22 protein-coding genes are annotated in these 20343 nt (G+C 70.0%); 15 read left to right on the top strand and 7 right to left on the bottom strand.

What is annotated here, in order from left to right:
• Together SM611_RS06530 and SM611_RS06525 are read left to right on the top strand one after the other, a co-directional pair.
• Positions 1 to 216 (top strand): transposase family protein (locus SM611_RS06530; RefSeq protein WP_371948000.1); only part of this gene is annotated, 216 nt, incomplete at its 5' end.
• Between the two features lie 81 nt (positions 217 to 297).
• Entirely contained in the window at positions 298 to 1137 is an 840-nt protein-coding gene (locus SM611_RS06525; protein ID WP_371947999.1) for a DUF559 domain-containing protein, read from the top strand.
• Between the two features lie 130 nt (positions 1138 to 1267).
• On the opposite strand, the gene SM611_RS06520 is transcribed toward SM611_RS06525, so the two are convergent.
• Together SM611_RS06520 and SM611_RS06515 are read right to left on the bottom strand one after the other, a co-directional pair.
• A complete protein-coding gene (locus SM611_RS06520; RefSeq protein ID WP_371947997.1) occupies positions 1268 to 1915 on the bottom strand; it encodes a hypothetical protein in 648 nt (215 codons plus the stop codon).
• Positions 1916 to 2202: 287 nt separating this feature from the next.
• The gene (locus tag SM611_RS06515; protein WP_371947995.1) at positions 2203 to 3084 is read right to left on the bottom strand and encodes a hypothetical protein; all 882 of its coding nucleotides are present in this window, start codon (positions 3082 to 3084) and stop codon (positions 2203 to 2205) included.
• A gap of 317 nt (positions 3085 to 3401) precedes the next feature.
• On the opposite strand from SM611_RS06515, the gene SM611_RS06510 reads away from it, so the two are divergent.
• The 3 genes from SM611_RS06510 to SM611_RS06500 all read left to right on the top strand — a co-directional run bounded on the left by SM611_RS06510 (position 3402) and on the right by SM611_RS06500 (position 7472).
• The gene (locus tag SM611_RS06510; RefSeq protein ID WP_371947993.1) at positions 3402 to 4601 is read left to right on the top strand and encodes a PucR family transcriptional regulator; all 1200 of its coding nucleotides are present in this window, start codon (positions 3402 to 3404) and stop codon (positions 4599 to 4601) included.
• 249 nt (positions 4602 to 4850) lie between these two features.
• Entirely contained in the window at positions 4851 to 6143 is a 1293-nt protein-coding gene (locus SM611_RS06505; RefSeq protein ID WP_371947992.1) for a PucR family transcriptional regulator, read from the top strand.
• A gap of 105 nt (positions 6144 to 6248) precedes the next feature.
• Positions 6249 to 7472, top strand: coding sequence for a hypothetical protein (locus SM611_RS06500; RefSeq protein ID WP_371947990.1), 1224 nt, complete (start codon positions 6249 to 6251; stop codon positions 7470 to 7472).
• 143 nt (positions 7473 to 7615) lie between these two features.
• Here the strand turns inward: SM611_RS06500 and SM611_RS06495 are convergent, their stop codons facing one another.
• Positions 7616 to 7852, bottom strand: a complete 237-nt coding sequence (locus tag SM611_RS06495; RefSeq protein WP_371947988.1) for a hypothetical protein — start codon at positions 7850 to 7852, stop codon at positions 7616 to 7618.
• A gap of 30 nt (positions 7853 to 7882) precedes the next feature.
• Positions 7883 to 8113 carry a hypothetical protein gene (locus SM611_RS06490; protein WP_371947987.1) on the bottom strand — a complete coding sequence of 77 codons (231 nt, stop codon included), beginning with the start codon at positions 8111 to 8113 and terminating at the stop codon, positions 7883 to 7885.
• A gap of 13 nt (positions 8114 to 8126) precedes the next feature.
• Here SM611_RS06490 and SM611_RS06485 point away from each other — a divergent pair, with 13 nt between their 5' ends.
• The gene (locus SM611_RS06485) at positions 8127 to 8528 is read left to right on the top strand and encodes a hypothetical protein (RefSeq protein WP_371947985.1); all 402 of its coding nucleotides are present in this window, start codon (positions 8127 to 8129) and stop codon (positions 8526 to 8528) included.
• On the opposite strand, the gene SM611_RS06480 is transcribed toward SM611_RS06485, so the two are convergent.
• The 3 genes from SM611_RS06480 to SM611_RS06470 all read right to left on the bottom strand — a co-directional run bounded on the left by SM611_RS06480 (position 8485) and on the right by SM611_RS06470 (position 10734).
• Positions 8485 to 9153 carry a TetR/AcrR family transcriptional regulator gene (locus SM611_RS06480; protein WP_371947984.1) on the bottom strand — a complete coding sequence of 223 codons (669 nt, stop codon included), beginning with the start codon at positions 9151 to 9153 and terminating at the stop codon, positions 8485 to 8487. The genes SM611_RS06485 and SM611_RS06480 overlap by 44 nt on opposite strands.
• A gap of 111 nt (positions 9154 to 9264) precedes the next feature.
• Positions 9265 to 10080, bottom strand: coding sequence for an aggregation-promoting factor C-terminal-like domain-containing protein (locus SM611_RS06475; protein WP_371947982.1), 816 nt, complete (start codon positions 10078 to 10080; stop codon positions 9265 to 9267).
• Positions 10081 to 10188: 108 nt separating this feature from the next.
• Positions 10189 to 10734 carry a MarR family winged helix-turn-helix transcriptional regulator gene (locus tag SM611_RS06470; protein ID WP_371947981.1) on the bottom strand — a complete coding sequence of 182 codons (546 nt, stop codon included), beginning with the start codon at positions 10732 to 10734 and terminating at the stop codon, positions 10189 to 10191.
• A 312-nt stretch (positions 10735 to 11046) separates the two neighbouring features.
• Here SM611_RS06470 and SM611_RS06465 point away from each other — a divergent pair, with 312 nt between their 5' ends.
• The 9 genes from SM611_RS06465 to SM611_RS06425 are packed head-to-tail and all read left to right on the top strand — an operon-like array spanning position 11047 to position 20288.
• A complete protein-coding gene (locus SM611_RS06465; RefSeq protein WP_371947980.1) occupies positions 11047 to 11850 on the top strand; it encodes an MlaE family ABC transporter permease in 804 nt (267 codons plus the stop codon).
• A complete protein-coding gene (locus SM611_RS06460) occupies positions 11850 to 12704 on the top strand; it encodes an ABC transporter permease (protein WP_371947978.1) in 855 nt (284 codons plus the stop codon). The genes SM611_RS06465 and SM611_RS06460 overlap by 1 nt, the downstream gene beginning before the upstream one ends.
• A complete protein-coding gene (locus tag SM611_RS06455; RefSeq protein ID WP_371947977.1) occupies positions 12701 to 13777 on the top strand; it encodes an MlaD family protein in 1077 nt (358 codons plus the stop codon). The genes SM611_RS06460 and SM611_RS06455 overlap by 4 nt, the downstream gene beginning before the upstream one ends.
• Positions 13774 to 14853, top strand: a complete 1080-nt coding sequence (locus SM611_RS06450) for an MCE family protein (RefSeq protein WP_371947976.1) — start codon at positions 13774 to 13776, stop codon at positions 14851 to 14853. The genes SM611_RS06455 and SM611_RS06450 overlap by 4 nt, the downstream gene beginning before the upstream one ends.
• Entirely contained in the window at positions 14853 to 15875 is a 1023-nt protein-coding gene (locus tag SM611_RS06445; protein ID WP_371947975.1) for an MCE family protein, read from the top strand. Before SM611_RS06450 ends, SM611_RS06445 begins: the two co-directional genes overlap by 1 nt.
• Complete coding sequence (locus SM611_RS06440) at positions 15875 to 16903, top strand: MCE family protein (RefSeq protein ID WP_371947974.1); 1029 nt, start codon at positions 15875 to 15877, stop codon at positions 16901 to 16903. Before SM611_RS06445 ends, SM611_RS06440 begins: the two co-directional genes overlap by 1 nt.
• Positions 16903 to 17961: an MCE family protein gene (locus SM611_RS06435; RefSeq protein WP_371947973.1), complete on the top strand. Its 1059-nt coding sequence runs from the start codon at positions 16903 to 16905 to the stop codon at positions 17959 to 17961. Before SM611_RS06440 ends, SM611_RS06435 begins: the two co-directional genes overlap by 1 nt.
• Positions 17958 to 19256 carry an MCE family protein gene (locus tag SM611_RS06430; protein ID WP_371947971.1) on the top strand — a complete coding sequence of 433 codons (1299 nt, stop codon included), beginning with the start codon at positions 17958 to 17960 and terminating at the stop codon, positions 19254 to 19256. Before SM611_RS06435 ends, SM611_RS06430 begins: the two co-directional genes overlap by 4 nt.
• Before the next feature lie 48 nt (positions 19257 to 19304).
• Positions 19305 to 20288, top strand: a complete 984-nt coding sequence (locus SM611_RS06425) for a hypothetical protein (RefSeq protein ID WP_371947970.1) — start codon at positions 19305 to 19307, stop codon at positions 20286 to 20288.
• Positions 20289 to 20343 lie beyond the last annotated feature (55 nt).

Below are 20343 nucleotides of genomic sequence, written 5' to 3'. Positions count from 1 at the left end.
GTCAAGCACCCCTCCGGCGGTCAGGCCCTGGACGCCGATACCCGCACCTACAACGCGCTGCTGCGCGGCCTGCGATGCCTGGCCGAACGCGGTTTCGCCCTGCTCACCCAACGCTGGCGCATCCTGCAGCACATCACCGCCAGCCCCAGCCGAATCGGTGACATCGCCAAAGCCGCACTCGTCCTCACCCATATCGAACACGGCTACGTCCGGTGATTCGCTGAGATCACCTCAGTGAGAACCCCCCGAGATATTCCACATAATCTCCAAAATCGTCCATTTCGGTCGGCTGAGGCGGTGCAGGCCGGCGTGACGGCTCAGCAACTCCGCTCCCGGCTTTACCGGCATGTGTTCCACGACGTATACGCGCCCGCGAACCTGGACGACTCCATCCAGCTGCAATGTGACGCCGCCGCACTGATACTCCCGCCGGACGCGGTCTTCTGCGGGGTGACCGCAGCTCGCCTGTACGACGTGCCGGTGCCGGACGAGGACCTGCGAGTCCACGCGGCCGTGCCCGCCACGGCGTCCACTGTGCCTCGTATCAAGCAGTTGAAGGTGCACGGCTACTCGATTCCCGCACGGCAAGTGCGCACGCTACGGGACCGCCGCGTGATCGGCCCAGAGCGGCTGTTCCTCGAACTGGCGGCCTCGGTGCCGCGCATCGACCTCATCATCGCGGGCGACCACATGCTGAGGCGGCAGGTCAGCACCCGAGAACTCCTCAACGCATTCCTGGAGGACTGCCACCGGCGCCGCGGAGTCAGAAAGGCCAAGCTCGCGATGCCTCATCTGGAACCACGAAGTGACTCGCCACCGGAGACGCGGCTGCGGATGCTGATCGTCGACGCCGGCCTCCCTCGGCCCGTCGCCAACCAGGACGTCTGCAACGACTGGGGCGTGTGGCTGGCGCGCCCCGACCTCTCCTACCCCGCCGTGAAGATTGCCATCGAGTACGAGGGGCTGCACCACCAGCAAAACTACGACCAGTACAGCCGCGACATCGAACGCGACGGCCGCATGATCGACGACGGCTGGATAGTCATCCGCGTGAACAAAGACGGACTATTCCGCAACCCCCGGCAGGTGGTGAACCGCATTCGCAAGGCCCTCAGCGCCCGCCGCCCACCACGTTGACCTGCGGCGTGTTGTTGCTCTGGAAGGTCGCATAACAACAACACGCCGCAGGTCAACGTGGCGGGGGTCGGCGGGGCGTGAAGTTGTGGCTCGGCGCTCAGGGCCGAGCCACGCTTCGCGTGTGCGGCTGTCAGGCGAAGATGTCGTCGAGGGTCTGGGCCGAAGGCGTACGCCATGCCCAGGTTTCGATCTGCTTGAAGTCCCGGCAGGTGGTGATGCGCTTACGGAGGGCGTCGTCGACGACGAACCCACGTGCGTCCAAGAATGTGAGGAACCCGTTCGCGGCTCCCTCCGCCCTGCCCATGGCATAGCGAATCTCCTGCAGACAGGATCGCGCGGACTCGGAGAGTTGCGACTTTATGTACCACTCGTACTGGAATGCTTCCCGGTGGTCCAGAGCCTCCATCGCCTCGGCGTAGGCAGTGAGGACGGCCTTCTGGTCTGGTCCGTCAGCGTGGGCCAGGACGCTCAGCACGGTCAGTTCCGGCAGTGCGCGGGCTTTGTCCAGGTCGGTGACGGCGGGGATCTCGGCGAGGTTCAGAGCCCAGGGGCGCAGGACCCAGCCGTCTAGCCCGCACTCGATCGGCTGGCGGCACCATTCGGCCGTGGCCTCGTCCGGACACAGGACCACCATTGTGGCCGGGCACTTGTAGTAGGCCCGGTGACTCGCCAAGTAGGACGGCCAGGAGTAACGCCTCTGCGGGATGATCTCGGAGAGGAGTTCGAGATGAATCATGAGGTCCGGCTGATCCGGGTCACCGATGAGGACTGTCCCCATTTGGTCGACGAGACCTATCCACGGCACTGAGATCAGATCGTGCCGGGGGGTTCGATCCCGGACGCCTCCTGGAACAGCTCCACCACCAGGGCGGGCCGATTCCGAATCATGTCGCGCAACTTGTCATATGTGACGGTGGGCATGAGATGGACGCTAACGCGCCTGGGTGACTATGCTGCAAGAAAATCGCTACATGGTGTAATGACGGAATTGTGGCTGGCTGTCTCTCCGAATGCAGAACCGCGGCCTGCCCTGGAAGGGCGAACCGCGGTTCGGGCGTGCGCGTGTCAGTCGAAGACCTCGTCGAGGGTGTGCGCGACTACGGCACGGGTGAGCCAGGCGTCGATCTGTTCCGAATCTGTGCAGTTGATGATGCGCTGTCGCGATTCCTCGTCGACGGCGACGCCGCGTACTTCGAGGCATCGGAGGATTGCCTTGGCCTCGCCCTTGATCTCGCCTCTGGCCTCGCCCTTGGCTTCGCCTTCGGCTATGTACCGGAGGGCGAAGTCGCTCTGCCACTCGTAGACCTCTGCTTGCATGATCTCCTCCAGGCAGTGTCGCGCGGCTACGGAGAGCTTCGACCGCACGTAGTCATGGTACTTGCCGCCCCTGTCACGGTCAGTGACCTCCAGAGCCTCGGCGAAGGCGGTCAGGACGGCTTTCCGGTGGGGGCCGTCGGCGTTGGCGGGCGTGGACAGGATCGCGAGTTCCGGCAGCGCGCGGGCCTTCTCTACGTCGGTGACGGCGGGGGCCTCGGCGAGGTTCAGTACCCAGGGGCGCAGGGCCCATCCTTCGTGCCCGGTCTCGATCGGCGCGCGGCACCAGGCGGACGTGGCCCTGTCCGGGCAGAGCACCAGCAGGGTGACGGGGCACTCGCGGCGGGCCCGCAGGGTGGACAGGTAGACGGGCCAGACGAAGCGCTTGCGCGGGTCGGGTCTGAGCTGGTTCTCCACGACGATCGCGAGGTCCGGCCGCTTCGGCTCGCCCAGGATGACGACCGTGTCGGCACGGTACTCGGTCGGCCCGGTGTCGGTGAAGGTGTCCGATCCGAGTCCGATGTGTTCGTATTCGGGGGGTTTGATGCCGGATACGGCCTGCAAGAGTTCCGGGGCCAGCGCGGGCTGGTCGTTGAGCAGGGCGATCGGCAGCTCGTGGTCGGCGGAGGGCATGAGGCTGACACTAAGGGTGTTCGGGTGACTACGGTGAGGGAAAATCGTTACGTGGCACTATGACGGAATTGTGCCCATAGTTCCGACTGAGGTGGACGGGGGATTGCCGGATCCGGGGGAGCGTGCCGGGGTCACGGCGCGGGTGCGGTGCCGCTCCAGATTGTCTCCGGGTGATCAATTAATGCCACCGTTTTTGTTGCCGAGTGAGTACGGCGTCCATTTGGTCATGGAGTTCTCGTCCGTAAAGGTGGGCGGCAGGCGTGGCGTGGGTTACATTTTATCGGGGCATTTCTTTGGACGGTGGGAGGGGAGGGCGAATGACGAGCACCCTCGTCGGCGGAGGGAGCCGCCCCAGGGCTCTCCCGGCACAGGTCATCGCCATTCTGGGCGCCGAGCTGCCATCGCTGGCCGAGGAGATCGTCGAAGAGATCCGGCGGTCGGTGCCCGAGTACGCCCGGCGGGAGGGGAGGTCCGAGCGGGCCGCCTACCGGATCACCGTCGAGCAGACCATGGCGGCCTTCCTCGACCAGTTCACCGGCGGCGGCGAGAGCTACGCGCGGCGCGACGAACTGTGCCGGGAACTCGGCCGCAGCGAGGCGTACCAAGGACGCACGCTGGACGCGCTCCAGGCGGCCTACCGGGTCGGGGTGCAGGTCGCGTGGCGGCGAGTCGCGTCCGTCGCGCGGGAGCGGCGGCTGCCCGCGGAGGTCATGACGCGGCTGGCCGAGGCCCTGTTCGCCTACATCGACGAGCTGGCCTCCCTGTCGGTCGAGGGGTACCTGGAGGTCCGGTCGTCCGCCGACGAACTGCCCGGCGACCGCCGGCGACTGCTGCGGATGGTGCTCGGGCCCGGCGCGGCGACCGGCGCGCTCACCGAGGCGGCGGAGGCGGCCGGCTGGGACGTGCCGGCCACGGTCACGATGGTCGCGATGCCGGCCGGGGCGCGGTGCCTCCGAGAGGCGATGGACGGCGACGTCCTCGTGAACCTCGCGGACGCCGAACCCCACCTGCTGATCCCCGGCCCCTACAGCCCGGAACGCGCGGCGATGCTGAACCGCGCCCTGCCCGAACGCCGCTCCGCGGTCGGCCTGACCGTCCCGCTCGCGCAGGCGGCCGACTCGCTGCGCTGGGCGCGGCGGGCGCTGGCGCTGGTCGAGTCCGGCTGCCTGGAGGACGCCGGACCCACGCTGTGCGAACGGCATCTGCTGGAGCTGTGGCTGCTGTCGGACGGCCCGCTGCTCGACCAGCTCGCCCGGCGTGAACTCGCCGCGCTCGCGGGCATGCCGCGCACCCGGCGAATGCGCATGACCGAAACTCTCGTCGCTTGGCTGGACGCACAGGGAAACGCGGTGGAGGCGGCCAACCGGCTCCGGCTGCACCCGCAGACCGTCCGGTACCGGATGCGGCAGATCAGCGTGGCGTTCGACCGGCAACTCGCCGACCCGGCGGCGCGCTTCGTGCTGGACGCGGTGCTGCGCGCGCACAGGCTGCGAGAACGGAGACCGTCACTGAAATAAGGCCGCCGATATTAGACGCCAAATGTAACTGATAGGCCACACCCTGCTGATTTTGCCTTCCTTTTACCTTGACGCGCCCTTTCTGATCTAAGTTCAATGTGCTTCAGCTCACAGAAAGCGGGGGGTGTGCGGGGTCCCTCGCTCGGCATGCCCTCGGCCTGACGACATACAGCCGATCGTCCGGACGGCCGGGTGCCCCCGCCCGGTTCGACGCCCCGGTCCGTGATGGCGGCGCCTGGAGGTGTGCCCGTGGCACAACAGACGTTGACGCGGGGGACGGTGAGGCGGCGAGCCCGGCTGCCGCGCCGGCTCGCCCTGCTGATGCGCCCGGAACTGCCCAGTCTCGCGCAAGAGATCATCGACGAGGTGCGCCGGTCGATCCCCGAGTACGGACGCCCCCTCAAGGGCCCCTACGTCGAGGCGCTGCGCATCGGGGTCGAGCGCGCGCTCACCGACTTCGTCGACAGGGTCGCCAACCCGCTCGAACCGAACGAGCGCCACCACGAGACCTACCGCAGGCTCGGACGCTTCGAAGCCCAGGAAGGGCGGACGCTCGACACGCTCCAGGCCGCGCTGCGCATCGGCGCGCAGGTGGCCTGGCGGCGCATCATGAAGGTCGGGCCGCGCCGCCGCGTGTCGCCCGAGGTGATGGCCCAGCTCGCCGACGCGCTGTTCGCCTACATCGACGAGCTCGCCGCCCTCGCCCTCGAGGGCTACATGGACGCCCGCCCCGACGGCGAGGCCGAGGCGCACCGCCGCCGCTTACTGGAACTGCTCCTGCGCCGGGACGGGTCGTCCCGCGTGCTCACCGAAGCCGCCGAACGTGCCGGCTGGACGATCCCCGAGGAGGCCACCGCCGTCGTGGCCCCGCCCGGCGCCCGGTACGTCCGGGCCGCCCTGGACGAGGACGTGCTCGCCGACCTCACCGCCACTCAGCCGTTCCTCATCGTCCCCGGGAAGCCCACCCAGGAGCGGCGGCGGTCCCTGCACCGCGTCCTGCCCGACGGGCAGATCGTCGTCGGGCTCACCGTGCCGACCCCCAGCGTCGCCGACTCTCTGCGGTGGGCGCGGTGCGCGCTCGGCCTGGTGGAGACCGGCGTGCTCGGCGACGCCCCGGTGACCGACTGCGAGGAGCACCTCATCACCCTCTGGCTGCTGTCGGACCAGGCGCTCATCGACCAGCTCGCGAGCCGCCATCTCGGCGAGATGGACGCCTTCAGCGCCCGGCAGCGCGACCGCCTCCTGGAGACGCTGCGCGCCTGGCTGGTGACCCGCGGCACCGCCAACGACATCGCCAAGGAACTCGGCATCCACCCGCAGACCGTCCGCTACCGGATGCGGCAGGTCGACGGCGTCCTCGGCGAGCGGCTCACCGACGCCGAGGCGCGCTTCGCGATCGAGGCCGTGCTGCGCGCGAAGCAGCTGCGCGAACGCGCCGCCGCGCCGCCGGGCGCCGAGAGCGGACGCGACGAGGCCGCCCCGCGGAAACAATCATCCAATGACAATCGGCCAGGAGCGGATCGGCGGGAAATGAGCACCTGACACGGACCTTGACGTGCGGGGTTGATCCGCCGAATCGTCGCATGCTTCCATCCAATTCAGTGCAATTCGGTGGGATGGCGAAGACGCGGTGGAGGTGGGTTCGGGGTGCGCTCACGATCGGCATCGGTCCTGGCCGGACTCGGCGCGGTGACGCTCATCGGCATGACGGGCGTCCAGCCGGTCCACGCCGACGAGACCACCCCGACGCCGAGCGCCACTGTCACCGACACCCCGAGCGCTCCCGCCACGGAGACGCCGACCGAGACGCCGACCGAGACGCCGACCGAGACGCCGACCGATCCGCCGACCGATCCGCCGACGAGCGATCCGCCCACGGACCCGCCGACGGACCCGCCGACCGATCCGCCGACGAGCGATCCGCCCACGGACCCGCCGACCGACCCCCCGACGGACCCCCCGACCGATCCTCCGACGGACCCGCCCACCGACCCCCCGACGACCCCGCCGACGACCCCGCCGGGCACGCCCAAGACGCCCGTGCTGTCCCTCGGCCTGACGGTGTCGGTGGCGACGATGCGCCCCGGCGGCTCGATCACCGCGACCGTGCGGATCGCGTCGGCGAACGCGACCGCGAGCGGCGTCGTCCTGCGCATGGCGTCGTCGGGCGCCTCGGTCAGCCCCGGGACGCAGTCCCTCGGCAGCGTCGGATCCGGCGGCGCCGCCGCGATCGCGACCGTGCGGGCCCCGTCCAACGCCAAGCCCGGCGTGATCTCGCTGCGCGCGTCGGTGTCGGCGAGCAAGGCCAGGAGCGTGTCCCGCAGCTACAAGCTGATCATCACGTCCGCGTCCGGGGCGCTGCCGCCCGGGATCAGCCCGACGCAGTTCCCCGACGGCGTCCCGCCGCTGACCCCGCCCGACTTCAACCCGCTCGCGGGCATGAAGGGGCCGCAGGTCGCGCTGCCGCCGATCGTGCCCGCCAACGCCCCGCAGATCGCCCCCAACTCCGGGCCGCTCGTCCCGGTGTCGAACCTGCGCAGGCTCCCCGCCGAACCGTTCACCGTCGAGGAGCTGACCGCGCTCCAGGCGGGCTTCCTCGCCGCGCTGGGGGCCGGGGTGACGCTGCTGCTCGTCAGGCTGCGGCTGGTCCGCCGCACCGACGTCCGCGTCCCGCGCGCCGCGCGCCGCCGCCTGCGCGCCGCCGGCGTCCGGCTCGCGGGCAAGCGGCCCACCGCCGCCCGGCTGCGGACGCTCCCGCCGCAGCCCGCCCGGGGCCGCCCGCAGCGCCCGCTCCAGCCGGTGCCGCCGATCCGGCTGGCGGTCCGCCGCGTCCCCGCCGCCCGTCCCCGGACCGCCGCGACCGGCACCTGACCGGACGGCCGGGCGCTCGCACGCCGCGAAAAAATGCGAGCCGGATGACAAGCGAAATATGCGGCGTGCGGCCAAGGACGCAGAGTTCTGACAAGGTTTCCGATAGGTCTTGAGCGGCGCACTCGTCCCGTGTTCCCATGCGTTCATCGGAACGGGTGGAGGTGCGGACGGATGCGCTCACGGCCGGCGGGCGGGGTGTTCCTGGTGGGCGTCGGCGCGGCGGCGGCGATCGCCGTCTCCGGCGCGGCCCCCGTGATCGCCGAGCCCACGCCCACGCCCACGCCTACTCCCACGCCCACCTCGACTCCCACGCCGACGGCGGAGCCGACGCCGACGGAGACGCCCACGACCCCGCCGCCCACGCCGACACCGGAGCCCACCCCGACGGAAACTCCGACTTCGGCGCCCACTCAGCCGTCCACACCGGCGCCGACGCGGCCGGGGACGCCGACGCCGCATCCCAGCGGGACGCCCGAGGCTTCGAGCACTCCGGCGCCCGCCTCGACCGGCCCGGCAGCCCTCCCGCCCGCCGCCGGGGGCCCGCCGGGCCTTCCGCCGCCGGCGGGCGCCGCGCCCGCCCCCGTGATCCAGGGGCCGCAGGTCGCGCTGCCGCCGATCAGCTCCCCGGAGATCGCGCCCACGCGGATCGCGCCGATGCCGGTGGCCGCTCTGCACGCGCTCCCCGCCGACGACTCCGGCGTCGAGGACCTGAGCGCGGTTCAGGCGGGCGTGCTCGCGGCGATGGCGTCGTCGGTGGCGCTGCTGCTCGTCAGACTGCAGATGGTCCGCCGCGGGGCCGCCGCGCTCCGGCCGGCCGCCCGCCTCCACACCGGCCAAGGCCACATCGGACTCGTCCCGGCCGACCCGGTGCGCCTGCTGCCCGCACCGTCCACACGCCCCGCCGTCACGCCCCGGCCCGCGCCGCCGCGGCCCATCGCGCCGTGGTGGGAGGACCCGGAGTCCGTCGTGGCGCTGGCGCGGATCGTGCGCTGGGAGGTCGGACCGCCGGAGGTCAGCGGGCCAGCCGGATCAGGATCCGGCACACCTCATCGATGATCTCCGCCGCCTCGGTCTCGTCCTCGGCCGTGGCGATCTCCCGCCCGGCCTCGCCGATGACCGTGGTGAGGACGAGGCTCAGCACCTGCTCGGCCCGCCCGGCGGGCTCGCCCGGCCGGGGGCCGCGCAGCAGCTTGGTGTTCTGCGCGATCCAGTGCTGGGCGCGGCTGCGGCGCATCAGCGACGACCCCGACGGGCCCTCCCCGCCGAGGAACAGCCGGGCCGCCTCCCGGCGCTCCCAGCACACCCGCAGGTAGGCGCGGGCCCCGGCGGTGAACAGCGCGATCGGGTCGGACTCGCCCTCCTTGCGGGCGGCGGACACCGCCTGCGCGGCGCTCGCCTCCTGCTCGGCGGTCAGCTCCTCCCACAGCGCCACGTACAGACCGGCCTTGCCGCCGTAGTGGTGGTAGAGGCTGCCGACGCTGATCCCGGACCGCTCGACGATCTCGGCGATGCCCGCGTCGGCGTAGCCGCGGTCGGCGAACACGCCCTGCGCGGCGTTCAGCAGCGCCTGCCGCGTGGCGTCCGCGCGGGCCCACTGCCGCCCGCCGCCCGCCGCCCCGCCGCCCGCCGGCGCCTCGCCGTTCGCGCTGTCGTTTCCCTGACGCGCCCTGCTCGTCCGCATCCCTCTATGGTGCCAGGTCGCGGCCCTGCGGACGGGCCGGAACGGCGGCATATGGCGCCCGGGCCAGTACCGGCGTCCCGGCTGGTACCAGTCCCGCTGATACCAGTCCGGCTAGTACCAGTTGTGCGCCTGCCACCAGGACCACGCGCCGCACGGGTCCTTGTAGCGGGCCTTGATGTAGCCGAGGCCCCACGCGATCTGGGTGGGGGAGCTGGTGCGCCAGTCGGCCCCGGCGCTGGCGAGCTTGGAGCCGGGCAGCGCCTGCGGGATGCCGTACGCCCCGCTGGACGGGTTCTCGGCCCGCTCGTTCCAGCCGCTCTCGTGGTTCCACAGCGTCAGCAGGGACGGCCAGCAGCGGTCCCAGCCCTTGAGCGCGTTCATCTTCCTGCCGTACTGCTTGTTCTGCGCGGCGCTCGGGTTCATCTTGGCGAGCCGCTCGCGCTCCTGCTGCGCCTTGAGCTTCGCCCGTGCCGCCGCGTCCCGCTTGGCCTTCTCCTTGAGCCGCTTCAGCTCGGCCTGGTGCAACTTGTAGGCGCGCTCCTTGGCATGGGCGATCGCGTCGGCGGCGACCGCGTCCATGTCGGACGCCGACGTCAGCTTGGCGAGCATGTCGTTGGTCGACAGCCCCGCCGCGGCGGCCTTCGGCGGTTTGGTGTCGTCGCCGGCCAAGCCGCCGAGGTCGACGACCGTGACCGCCGTGCCGAGCGCGGCGATCGCGACGACGGTGATGGTCACGTTGCTGGTGAGCACCCGCCGCACGCGGCGCTTCTTCTCCGGCGGGGGCGGAGGCCCGCCGTGGGAGTCGGAGGGGTCGTACGGGCCGCCGCCGGACGAGCCGTACTCGTCGGCCGCCGCGCGCGGCGGCGGGACGGGACGGGAGCGCCGGCCGCCTGCGGGACGTCTGCGAGTGCCGTGACTCTGTGGCATAGGAGAAGACTGCCTTATCGCCCGGGGTGTCGTGTCGTCGAAGTGATGGTACGCGGGCGGCATGGTACGCGGTTCAGTTCGCGCGGGGATAGCGTCGCGCGCGGACGGTCAGCCCGCGCCGGGCTCCGGCGTCTCCACGTCGCCGGCCGCGAGACGGGCCGGCTGGAGCGCCTCGAAGACCTCGCGGTGCGTGCCCTCGAACGGGGCCAGCGCCCCGCCGGGCGCCTCCAGCGCCAGGCCCGCCTCGTTGACCCGCTCCCGTCCGGCCGGGGTGATCGCGACGAGCGTCGCACGCCGGTCGCGGGGATGCCGGGTGCGGCCGACGAGCCCGCCGGCCTCCAGCTGGTCGACGGTCAGCTTCACCGTCGTCGGATGCATCATCAGGAACCGGCCGAGCGTGCTCAGCCGGGCGCTGCCGCGCGGCATGAGGGCGAGGGTGGTCAGCAGGAAGTAGCCGGTGCGGGTCAGGTCCAGCCGCCTCAGCTCGGCGTCCAGCGCCTTGTTGAGCAGCTGGTTGAGCCGCCCGACCGCGCAGATCGCCATGAACGGCCACGGCTCGCCCCGCAGGCCCTGGGTCTCCCAGCGGTCCCGGACGCCCATGACCAGCGGGTCCGCGCCGACGCCGACGTCGCCGTCCAAACCGCCGCCGTCCAACTCGTCATCCGTCCCTTCACCGCGCGCCTCGATCCGCCGATCGTAGCTTCGGACAAATCCCAATGTAAGTACTCGCTTCTTAGACCTTCTTCCAATAGAGTGCCTCAGATCACACGCGGTGCCCGAGTGCTTGCTCGGGTGCCCGGTGATCACGGTCTCTTCCGAGACCACGGTGGCGCGCATCGATGGCAAGGACGTGGGCGCCGCCTGTGGTCCGGCAACGGCCGGAGTATCGGATGAGCGCCGACGTCCGAGAACGAAGGAGGCTGGTATGTACCTTCACCCCGCCCCCCAGGGGGAGGTCGCCGGCTGATGGCCCTGAGCCTCACGAAGGCCCCGGACCTGGCCCGCAGACGCGTCGGGCGAGCACTCGACGAGACAGGACTGCTGTGCGTGACCCTGCTCGAGGGGTTGCGCCGCTCCTGGGACCTGCGGCAGTGGTGGGGCGAGTTCATCGAGCAGTGCTGGTTCCTGGCACGCGTGACGAGCGTCCCGGTGATGCTCATCGCGGTGCCGCTCGGCGCGACGATCTCGCTCCAGGTGGGCGACATCGCCCGCCAGCTCGGCGCGCAGTCGGGCACCGGCGCGCTGCTCACCGCCGCGATGATCCAGCAGGTCGCGCCGCTCGCGGCCGCGCTGCTGGTGTCCGGCGTGGGCGGGTCGGCGATCACCGCCGACATGGGCGCCCGCAACATCCGCGACGAACTCGCGGCGATGGAGGTCATGGGCATCAACCCGATCCACCGCCTGGTCACCCCCAGGCTGTGGGCGGCGAGCATGGTGTCCGGGCTGCTGTGCTCGGTGGTGATCCTGGCGGGCGTCATCGGCGGCTACTACTTCAACGTCATCCAGCAGGGCGTCAGCCCCGGCGCGTTCTTCGACGGCGCGACGACCCTGCTGCAGTTCTCGGACCTGTTGATCACCTTGTTCAAGGCCTGGGTGTTCGGCTTCATCGCCGCCGCGGTCGCCTGCTACATGGGCATGAACTGCGACTACGGCCCCGTCGGAGTCGGCCGCGCGGTCAACAAGGCGGTGGTGGTCACCTCGATCGTGGTGTTCGCGACGAACTACATCCTCACCATGATCTACCAGGTTCTCTTCCCCCCGAGGTTCTGATGGTCGCCATATCCCCCGTACGCAAGCTGGGCCGGGCCTTCCGCGGCCGGACCGCCGGCCTCGCCGCCTCGGCCAACCTGCCGGTCTTCCTCGGCCGGGTCCTCTACCACCTGTTCTTCGACATCATCATCCGCCGCAAGTACGGCAAGACCCTCGCCAAGCAGGTCAGCGACATCACCGTCGGCGTGGGCGCGCTCGTCATCGGCGGCGGCATGATCTTCGTGATCGCGACGATGTCGCTCGCCACCGGCGCGATGGTCGGCCTCCAGGGCTACCCCGGCCTGGAGCGCATCGGCGCGGAGGCGTTCACCGGGCTCGTCGCCAGCTACTCCAACGTCCGCGAGGTCACCCCGATCATCGCGGGCGTCGCACTCGTCGCGCAGGTCGGCACCGGGTTCACCGCCGAGATCGGCGCGATGCGGATCTCCGAGGAGATCGACGCGCTGGAGGTCATGGGCATCAACTCGCTGGCCTACCTGGTGTGCACCAGGGTCGCCGCCGGCGTCATCGCCCTCGTCCCGCTGTACCTGGTCTCCCTGTTCATGGCGTTCTTCGCCACCAGGTTCATCACGATCCAGTACTTCGGGCTTTCGCCCGGCATCTACGACTACTACTTTCACCTCTACCTGCCGCCGATCGACGTGTTCTACAGCGTCATCAAGGTGGCGGTGTTCGCCTTCATCATCATGTTCATCCACTGCTACCGCGGCTACTACGCGGCGGGCGGACCGGTGGGCGTCGGTGTCGCCGCCGGCCGCGCGATCCGGGAGTCGACCATCCTGATGATCCTCATGAACCTGGTCCTGTCCTACATCTTCTGGGGCCACGGCAGCACAGTGAAGTTGACCGGATGAGCGAGGAGACACTGTCCCAGCGGGCCCGGACGGCGTTCGGGCTGGTCGGCGCGGGCGTCATCGCGGCCGCCGCGGCGCTCGTCGCGGTCGGCTCCACGCCGTCCCACGCGGGCTCCACGTACTTCAACGCGACGTTCAGCAGGGCCGGGCAGGGGCTCGACCCCGGCAAGTCGGAGGTCAAGGTCCGCGGGATCGCCGTCGGCGACGTCGACAAGATCCAGCTCGACCACCAGGGCCGCGTCAAGGTCCGCTTCCGCATCGACAAGGGCGTCAAGGTCGCCGACACGGCGGTCGCGACGGTCGAGCCGGTCTCGGTGTTCGGCCCGAAGGACCTCAACCTCGACCTCGGCGCGCACGAGCTGACCGGCCCCTTCCTGAAGGACGGCGGGACGGTCGTGAAGACCCACGACCCCGAGGACCTGTCCGACACCGCCTGGCCGGCCTACAAGCTCACCAAGGCGATCAACCCCGACGACGTGGCCACGCTGCTGCACACGTTCGGCACCGGGCTGTCCGGGCAGGGCCCGGCGCTCCGCCGGACGATCGACAACGGCGCGATCGTCGTCGACGCGACCTACAAGGACCGGGCGGCCATCAACGGGCTCCTGAACGACATCAACGGGCTGTCCGGCACGCTCGGATCCCGAGGCGACACGATGGCCGGACTGGTCGGTGACTTCAACCGGCTGTCGGAGACCATCACCGCGCGCCCCGACAAGATCTCTCAGCTTCTCGACGAGTCGGGCAAGCTCGGTGACACGCTGGGCACCAACCTCCAGCAGCACGGCGGCAACCTCGGGAAGATCGTCGACAACGGCGGAAAGATCGTGTCGGTGTTCAACCGGCAGGGCCGCAACATCCCGGTGCTCCTGGACAGCCTGAACGGGTTCTTCAACCTGCTGGCGCAGATCATCCGCATTCCCGGCCCGCAGGGCACAGTGATCGCCCAGGCGCGCAACGACCTCCCGCTGGACATCTGCCAGATCATGATCGACGTCTGCGCGACCACGCCGCAGCAGACCGCCTTCGAGCTGCAGCTCCCGGGGCGGACCAAGACCGGGGGGCGGCCATGAGCCCGCGGCTGCGCGGCAAGGCCGCGCGCGGACCCGATCACACCACGACGCTGAAGTTCCTGGTGTTCGTGGCGGTGACGGGGCTGCTCACCTTCTACATCGGACAGATGATCCTCGGCACGAGCTTCAAGGCCCGCTACCAGGTGACCGCGACGTTCGACGACGTCACCGGCCTGCTGGAGGGTGACGCCGTGAAGGTCGCCGGCGCGCCCGTCGGCCAGGTCAAGAGCATCGAGGTGGTGCGTGGCAAGGCCGTGGTGAAGCTGGCCGTCGACAAGGAGGTCAAGGTTCCGTCCGACTCGACGGCCGCGATCCGCTGGCGGAACGTGATGGGCCAGCGGGTCGTCTACCTGGAGCCGGGGACGAGCCAGAGCAAGCTGGGCGACGGCGACCGCGTCCTGCACACCCGGTCGGTGGTGGACCTCGGCGAGATCGTCAACGGCCTCGGCCCGATCACCCGGAGCCTGGACCCGGACCAGCTCAACAAGATCCTGTTCTCCTTCTCCCAGGCGCTGGACGGGAACGAGCGGAACATCTCGCTGCTGACCGACAACCTGGACGTGCTGCTCCAGACGTTCGCGGCCCGCAAGAAGACGATCGAGAAGATGATCGACGACTACGGGACGGTGAGCGGCGCCGTCGCCACCCGGGATCGGCAGATCGCCGCCAGCGTCGACAACCTCGAATCGCTCACCAAGGTCTTCGCGAACAACCGCGCGCTGCTGGAGAACGCGATCGTCGAGATCGGCGGGGTCACCACGAACCTCAACCACGTCCTCGGCGGCAACGACGCGCAGCTGTCCCGGATCATCGGCAACCTCGGCGAGTTCGCCGAGACGTTCCGGCTGAACGTCGACCAGTTGGAGAAGATGGTGCAGCAGCTTCCGCTGACGCTGCGGCAGCTGTTCGCTTCCGCGAACGGCGGCCACTTCCTGCGCACGAACGCGCTCTGCCTGAACGTGGAGCAGGGGCCGTGCCCGTTCCCGATGGAGCTGCCGAAGGCTCCCGGCACGGACGGGCCGTCCAAGGAGGACCTCGCCAAGCTGAAGAAGATGCTGCAAGGGGGTGGCGGCTGATGGCGCTCAAGTCCCTGCGCGACGTCAACGGGAAGCTTGTCGCGATCGTCACGCTGGCCGCGCTCGGGGCAGCCTGCGTGTTCGCGTTCGCCGTCGGCCAGCTCCGCCTGTTCGACCGCGGCTACACGATGAGCGGCGAGTTCAGCGACTCGGCCGGGCTGAAGAAGGGCCAGGACGTGCGGGTCGCCGGAGTGAAGTCGGGCCGCGTCACCTCGGTGGAGCCCGACTTCGCACACGGCAAGATCATCGTCACCTGGCACGTGAACGCCGGGATCGACCTCGGGCCGAAGACCCGGGCGGAGATCCAGACGACGACGCTGCTCGGCGGCCGGTACCTGCGGCTGTCCGGCCCGGTGTCCAAGCCCTACATGTCGGACGTGCCGGAATCCCGGCGCCGCATCCCGCTGGACCGCACCGGCGTCCCGTTCACCGTCCCGGACGCCCTGGAGGGCGCGCAGAACATCGTCGGCAAGCTCGACCAGAAGAGCGTCGACAAGCTGCTCACCGAGATCAACCAGATCAAGTCGCCGGGCGCGGAGAAGCTGCGCCGGATCCTGGTCAACGTCCAGGACCTGTCCCGGATGCTCAACGACTCCTACCCGCAGATCCAGAAGCTGATCGAGAGCAGCAAGACAATCACCGGCACGCTGGCCGACAAGGACCAGCAGCTCCGCGAGATCATCAACTCCAGCCAGGTGCTGCTGCAGACGCTGGTGCGGCACCGCAACGAGCTGGCCGCGACGATCGGGCAGGGCAACCGCACCGTGAGGACGCTGTCCAACGTCATCTCCAGGAACCAGCGGCAGCTCGACTCGCTGCTGGACAACCTGCACCTGCTGACCACCCGGCTCGCGCCCAACATGGACGCGCTGAACACCGACTTCTCGCTGCTCGGGCCGACGTTCCAGCAGGTCGCCAACCTCAAGGGCAACGGCCCCTGGATCGAGGGCGTGTTCACCGGCCTCGGCCCGCTGCAGCCGCCCGGCCCGATCTCCACCCGGCGCGGCCAGGGAGGCAACTGATGGGCAGGGGAAGAGGCATCGCGGTCGCGCTGGGCCTGGCGCTGACCGCCTCGCTCGGCGGCTGCTCGCTGGCCCCGTCCGGGGGCGGCGAGCGCAGCATGGTGGTCTACGTCCCGAAGGCCCGATCCTTCTACCCGCAGTCCAAGGTGAAGGTCATGGGCGCCGACGTCGGCCTCGTCGACACGGTCGAGAAGCAGGGCGACAGGGTCAAGGTGACCTTCCACCTGCGTAAGGACGTGCCGCTGCCGAGGGGCGTGCAGGCGTCCATCGTCCCGCTGAACCTGATCGGCGAACGCAACCTCGTCCTGCATCCGGCGTGGCGGCCGGGGCAGGCCAAGGAGACCTCCGACGTCATCCCGATCGAGCGCGCCCACGTGCCGGTCGAGGTGGACGACGCGCTCAGCTCCTTCACCAACCTGGCGAACGCGCTCGACCCGACCAAGGTGCAGTCCGCGCTCGGCACCGCCGCCGACACGGTGCGGGGCAACGGCAAGGAGTTCAACGCCACCCTGGAGCAGAGCGCCCGCCTCGTCGAGAACGTCGCCGGGCAGGACCAGGAACTGATCGAGGTCGCCAAGAACCTCGACCGGCTCGCCGGCGTGGTGCGCGGGCGCGAGCAGGTCCTCGGCGCGATGATCCGCGACTTCGGTGAGGCGAGCCGGGTGCTCAGCGCCGAGCGCGGCGAGCTGCAGCAGCTCGTCGCCGGCGTCCTCGAGCTGGCGAAGAACGGCGACAAGCTCATTCAGAAGTACAAGGGCAACCTGCCCTACGACCTGGCGGTGCTCACCAGGGCCGCGCTCGTCCTCAAGGGCAACGCCAAGCAGATCGCGCAGTTGCTGCACGTACTGCCCGGGATCGGTGACGCCCTCATCGGCGGCTACAACCCGAAGAACAAGTCGCTGCAGATCCGGTTCGCCACCGACGCGTTCCTGCGGATGTGGCTGAAGGGCCTGATGGACACCGACGACGTCGACTGCCCGCTGCCCAAACCGAACTCCAACTGTCCCTGGCAGAACGGAGGCAACTGATGAGTGGGAAGGTTCTCGCGGTCATCGTCGCCGCGGTCCTCGCGGTCTCGGGTTGCTCCTACAAGACGGCGGGCGCGCCGAAGGGGGATCTCACGCTGACCGCCACGTTCGACGATGCGCAGGGCCTCGTCGCCGGGCACAGCGTGCAGATGTCCGACATCACGATCGGCACCGTCACCAAGGTCGAGCTGGTCGGCTACAAGGCGCGGGCGACGCTGTCCATCAAGGACGGCGTCAAGATCCCGCAGGGCGCCAGGGCCGAGATCAAGGTGACGTCGCTGCTCGGCGAGAACTTCGTGGAACTGCAACTGCCGCCCGGCGGGAGCCTGAACCGCGGCCCCTTCTACGCCAGCGGCGCCGCGATCACCGACACCGGCGTCCAGCCCGCGTTCGAGCAGGTCGTCGGGCAGGCCGGGCCGCTGATCCAGGCGCTCGCCGGCGACGACCTCGCGACGGTGGTCAACGCCGGCGCGACCGCCCTGGACGGCAACGGGCAGAAGCTGAACAAGACGATCGCCCAGGCGGGGGAGCTGGTGCGGGTGTTCGCCGCGCAGCGCGTCGCGCTGGGCGAGTCCGTCGACCGGTTCGCCAAGCTCGGCCGGTCGCTCGCCAACGGCAGTGACGCGCTGAACGAGGCCCCCGGCCAGCTGGAGCGCACCACGCGGATGCTGAACGACGACAAAGAGAAGATCATCAAGGCCGTCGACCGGCTCACCCGGATGGCACGCGAGCTGAACGACAAGGTCCTGGAAGGACGCATCCTCCGGTTCCGTGCGCTGCTGCGGGACCTCGACCCCGTCCTCCAGCAGCTCGGCAGCAACCGCAAGCGCCTCACCGCCATCGTGGACGGGCTGGTGGCCTTCTCCTACAAGATCCCGCTGGCCACCTACGACGGCCAGCTGCTGCTCTACCCGATCCTCCGGATCACCTGGCCGGACGGGAAGCCGATCTTCCCCGGGCTCAGTGAGAAGCCGAAGAAGTCCGCGTCGACCGACATTCCCAAGCAGCTCGAAGGCGCCCTGCCGGACCTCGAGAAGATCCTGGAGGGACGCGGATGACCCGGCGTCTGACGATCAACCTGGCGGTCTTCGCCGTCCTCGCCGTGGTGATGGTGGTGTGGGCGTTCAACAACGTCATCCGGTTCGACTTCATCGACCGGCCGTACCACATCACGGCGGAGTTCGAGTCCTCGCCCGGCCTCCACCCGAACTTCGAGGTCGACTATCTGGGCCTGCGGATCGGCAAGATCGACTCGGTGCGGCTGGAGAAGAACAAGGTCGTCGTCCGGCTGGACATCGACCGGGGCGTCAAGATCCCGCAGGGCGTGACGGCCGCCGCGGCCCGCAAGTCCGCGGTCGGCGAGCCGGTCGTCGAGCTGACCCCCGGCACCGGCCGGGCCGGCGCCCCGCCGATGAAGCCCGGTACCGTGATCCCGGTGTCGCAGACCAAGGTCCCGCCCAAGTACGGCGACCTGTTCGGGGCGGTCATCGACTCGCTGAAGGCCATCAACCCCGACGACGCCGCGGTCCTCACCCGCGAACTCGCCGCGGGCTGGTCCGGACGCGAGGAGTCGCTCCGCCAGATCATCAACGGGAGCGACGACCTCACCAAGACGTTCGCGGAGAACACCGAGCTGCTCGACGGGCTGACCAAGGACCTCGGCCGGATCACCCACGTGCTGAACCAGAATCGTGGGCAACTCGGCGCCGGGATCGACAACCTGGCCGCGCTCACCGCCGCGCTCAGCCAGGTCCGCGGCCAGATCGCCGAGCTGCGCGACCGGGGCCCCGACCTGCTCGCCACCGTCAACGGCCTGCTCGACAAGACCGGCCCCGACTTCGGCTGCGCCGTCGACATGCTCGGCAACTGGGGCGTCGGCAGCTACAACCCGCGCTACCTGTCCGACCTGAACAGGACGCTGGCGGCGGCGCCGAGGCTCAAGAACGTCCTGGACAACGTGATCGGCATGGACAAGGGTCTGCCCGTGCTGAACGTCGTCTTCCAGCTGACGCTGAACACGCCCGCGACGCTGGAGTACAAGGTCCCTCTCGGGCAGCCGGCGGTGAGCAAGGTGCCGACCTGCCCGGGCGGGCGGACGCCGGCGCTGGTCGGGCAGAAGCCCTACCGGGCCAAGAAGCCGAGCGATACGATCCCGACCCACGATCCCGCGCTTGACAAGCCGGACCTGCAGGCCAGGAAAGCCGCGAACAGCGGCGACGACTCCGGCGGCGGACCGCCGATCTGGCTCGTGTACGTTCCGCCGGTCATCGGACTGCTGGTGCTGATCAGGGTCATGATGGGCTCGGTGCCCGTGATGTCCCGCCTGGGCCGGCTGCGCCGGCGCAAGGACTGAGTCGGCCGCGCCGGCGCAAGGACTGACCCCATCCCGAGGAGTACCGAAGTGACAGCCAAGACCGGCAAGGACGAGGCCGACGAGGTCGAGGCGGTCCCGACCGAGGAGCGGGCGGAGACCGAGGAGGTCGAGGAGGCCGCGGCGCGCCCGGCCCGTCCCGCCGCCAAGCGCAAGCGACGCGTGCGGGTCATCGAGGTCATCGACGACGAGGACCTCGACGACGTCCTGGAGGCCCTCGACGCCGAGGACGACGCGGACGCGGACGTGGAGGACGCCGCGGAGGAGTCCGCCCGTCCCGCGAAGTCCGCCCCGAAGCCCGCCCCGAAGGCCGCGGCCAAGCCGGCTAAGGCGGCCGCCAAGCCGCGTCCGGCCCGCCTCGAACCCCCGGAGGCGGAAGCGGAGGACGAGGAGTCGGAGGCGAAGGCCCCGGCGGGCGCGGGCGGCTTCACCCTGCCACTCGTGCCGTCGGCGGTGCTGGCCGTCCTCGTCGTGGTGCTGGCGGGCCTGGCCATCTGGCAGGGGACGAGCGCTCACTCGATGTCGTCCGACAAGGACGCGCGGGAAGAGGTCGGCAAGGTCGCCTCCGCCTACGGCGATGTCGCGCTCAACTACAACGCGCAGAACTACCAGTCGCAGATGGACAAGGCCCAGAAACTCATGGGCGGCGACCTTCTGGAGACGTTCAAGACCAACACGCTCCCCAACCTCGGAGAGACGTTCAAGAGCAACCCCGAACTGGTGCTGACGTCCAAGACCAACCAGGTCTTCGTCGGCAGCGTCGACGACCGGTTCGCGACGGCCGTCATCATGGTCGACATCAGCGTCAAGACGAAGGAGGGCGCCACCGACGCGCCCGCCACGCTGCTCCGCCTGGCTCTCGCCAAGATCGACGGCAAGTGGAAGATCACCAAGCACTACCCGTCCGGGACCAACGACCAGAACCAGCAGCAGACGCAGCTGCCGGGGACGGTGCCCAGTAGCGGCACGTCGAAGTCGCCTTCCGCGGAGACGACGGAGAAGCCGAAGAACTAAAACGCACGTATCGGGGGGCTGGGGGTCGCCCCCCAGAATGACGCGGACGCCCCGC

It is taken from the genome of Actinomadura monticuli, from assembly GCF_041463655.1.
GTDB lineage: Bacteria > Actinomycetota > Actinomycetes > Streptosporangiales > Streptosporangiaceae > Spirillospora > Spirillospora monticuli.
Note: the sequence above shows the minus strand (reverse complement) of the source record. Positions and strands in the feature narration are given on the sequence as shown.

Excerpts from the sequence above, each read along its gene's own strand:
- SM611_RS06520 (WP_371947997.1), bottom strand. The coding sequence starts at position 1,915 with ATGGGGACAGTCCTCATCGGTGACCCGGATCAGCCGGACCTCATGATT.
- SM611_RS06515 (WP_371947995.1), bottom strand. The coding sequence starts at position 3,084 with ATGCCCTCCGCCGACCACGAGCTGCCGATCGCCCTGCTCAACGACCAG.
- SM611_RS06510 (WP_371947993.1), top strand. The coding sequence starts at position 3,402 with ATGACGAGCACCCTCGTCGGCGGAGGGAGCCGCCCCAGGGCTCTCCCG.
- SM611_RS06485 (WP_371947985.1), top strand. The coding sequence starts at position 8,127 with ATGCCGGTGGCCGCTCTGCACGCGCTCCCCGCCGACGACTCCGGCGTC.
- SM611_RS06480 (WP_371947984.1), bottom strand. The coding sequence starts at position 9,153 with ATGCGGACGAGCAGGGCGCGTCAGGGAAACGACAGCGCGAACGGCGAG.
- SM611_RS06475 (WP_371947982.1), bottom strand. The coding sequence starts at position 10,080 with ATGCCACAGAGTCACGGCACTCGCAGACGTCCCGCAGGCGGCCGGCGC.
- SM611_RS06465 (WP_371947980.1), top strand. The coding sequence starts at position 11,047 with ATGGCCCTGAGCCTCACGAAGGCCCCGGACCTGGCCCGCAGACGCGTC.
- SM611_RS06460 (WP_371947978.1), top strand. The coding sequence starts at position 11,850 with ATGGTCGCCATATCCCCCGTACGCAAGCTGGGCCGGGCCTTCCGCGGC.
- SM611_RS06455 (WP_371947977.1), top strand. The coding sequence starts at position 12,701 with ATGAGCGAGGAGACACTGTCCCAGCGGGCCCGGACGGCGTTCGGGCTG.
- SM611_RS06450 (WP_371947976.1), top strand. The coding sequence starts at position 13,774 with ATGAGCCCGCGGCTGCGCGGCAAGGCCGCGCGCGGACCCGATCACACC.
- SM611_RS06445 (WP_371947975.1), top strand. The coding sequence starts at position 14,853 with ATGGCGCTCAAGTCCCTGCGCGACGTCAACGGGAAGCTTGTCGCGATC.
- SM611_RS06440 (WP_371947974.1), top strand. The coding sequence starts at position 15,875 with ATGGGCAGGGGAAGAGGCATCGCGGTCGCGCTGGGCCTGGCGCTGACC.
- SM611_RS06435 (WP_371947973.1), top strand. The coding sequence starts at position 16,903 with ATGAGTGGGAAGGTTCTCGCGGTCATCGTCGCCGCGGTCCTCGCGGTC.
- SM611_RS06430 (WP_371947971.1), top strand. The coding sequence starts at position 17,958 with ATGACCCGGCGTCTGACGATCAACCTGGCGGTCTTCGCCGTCCTCGCC.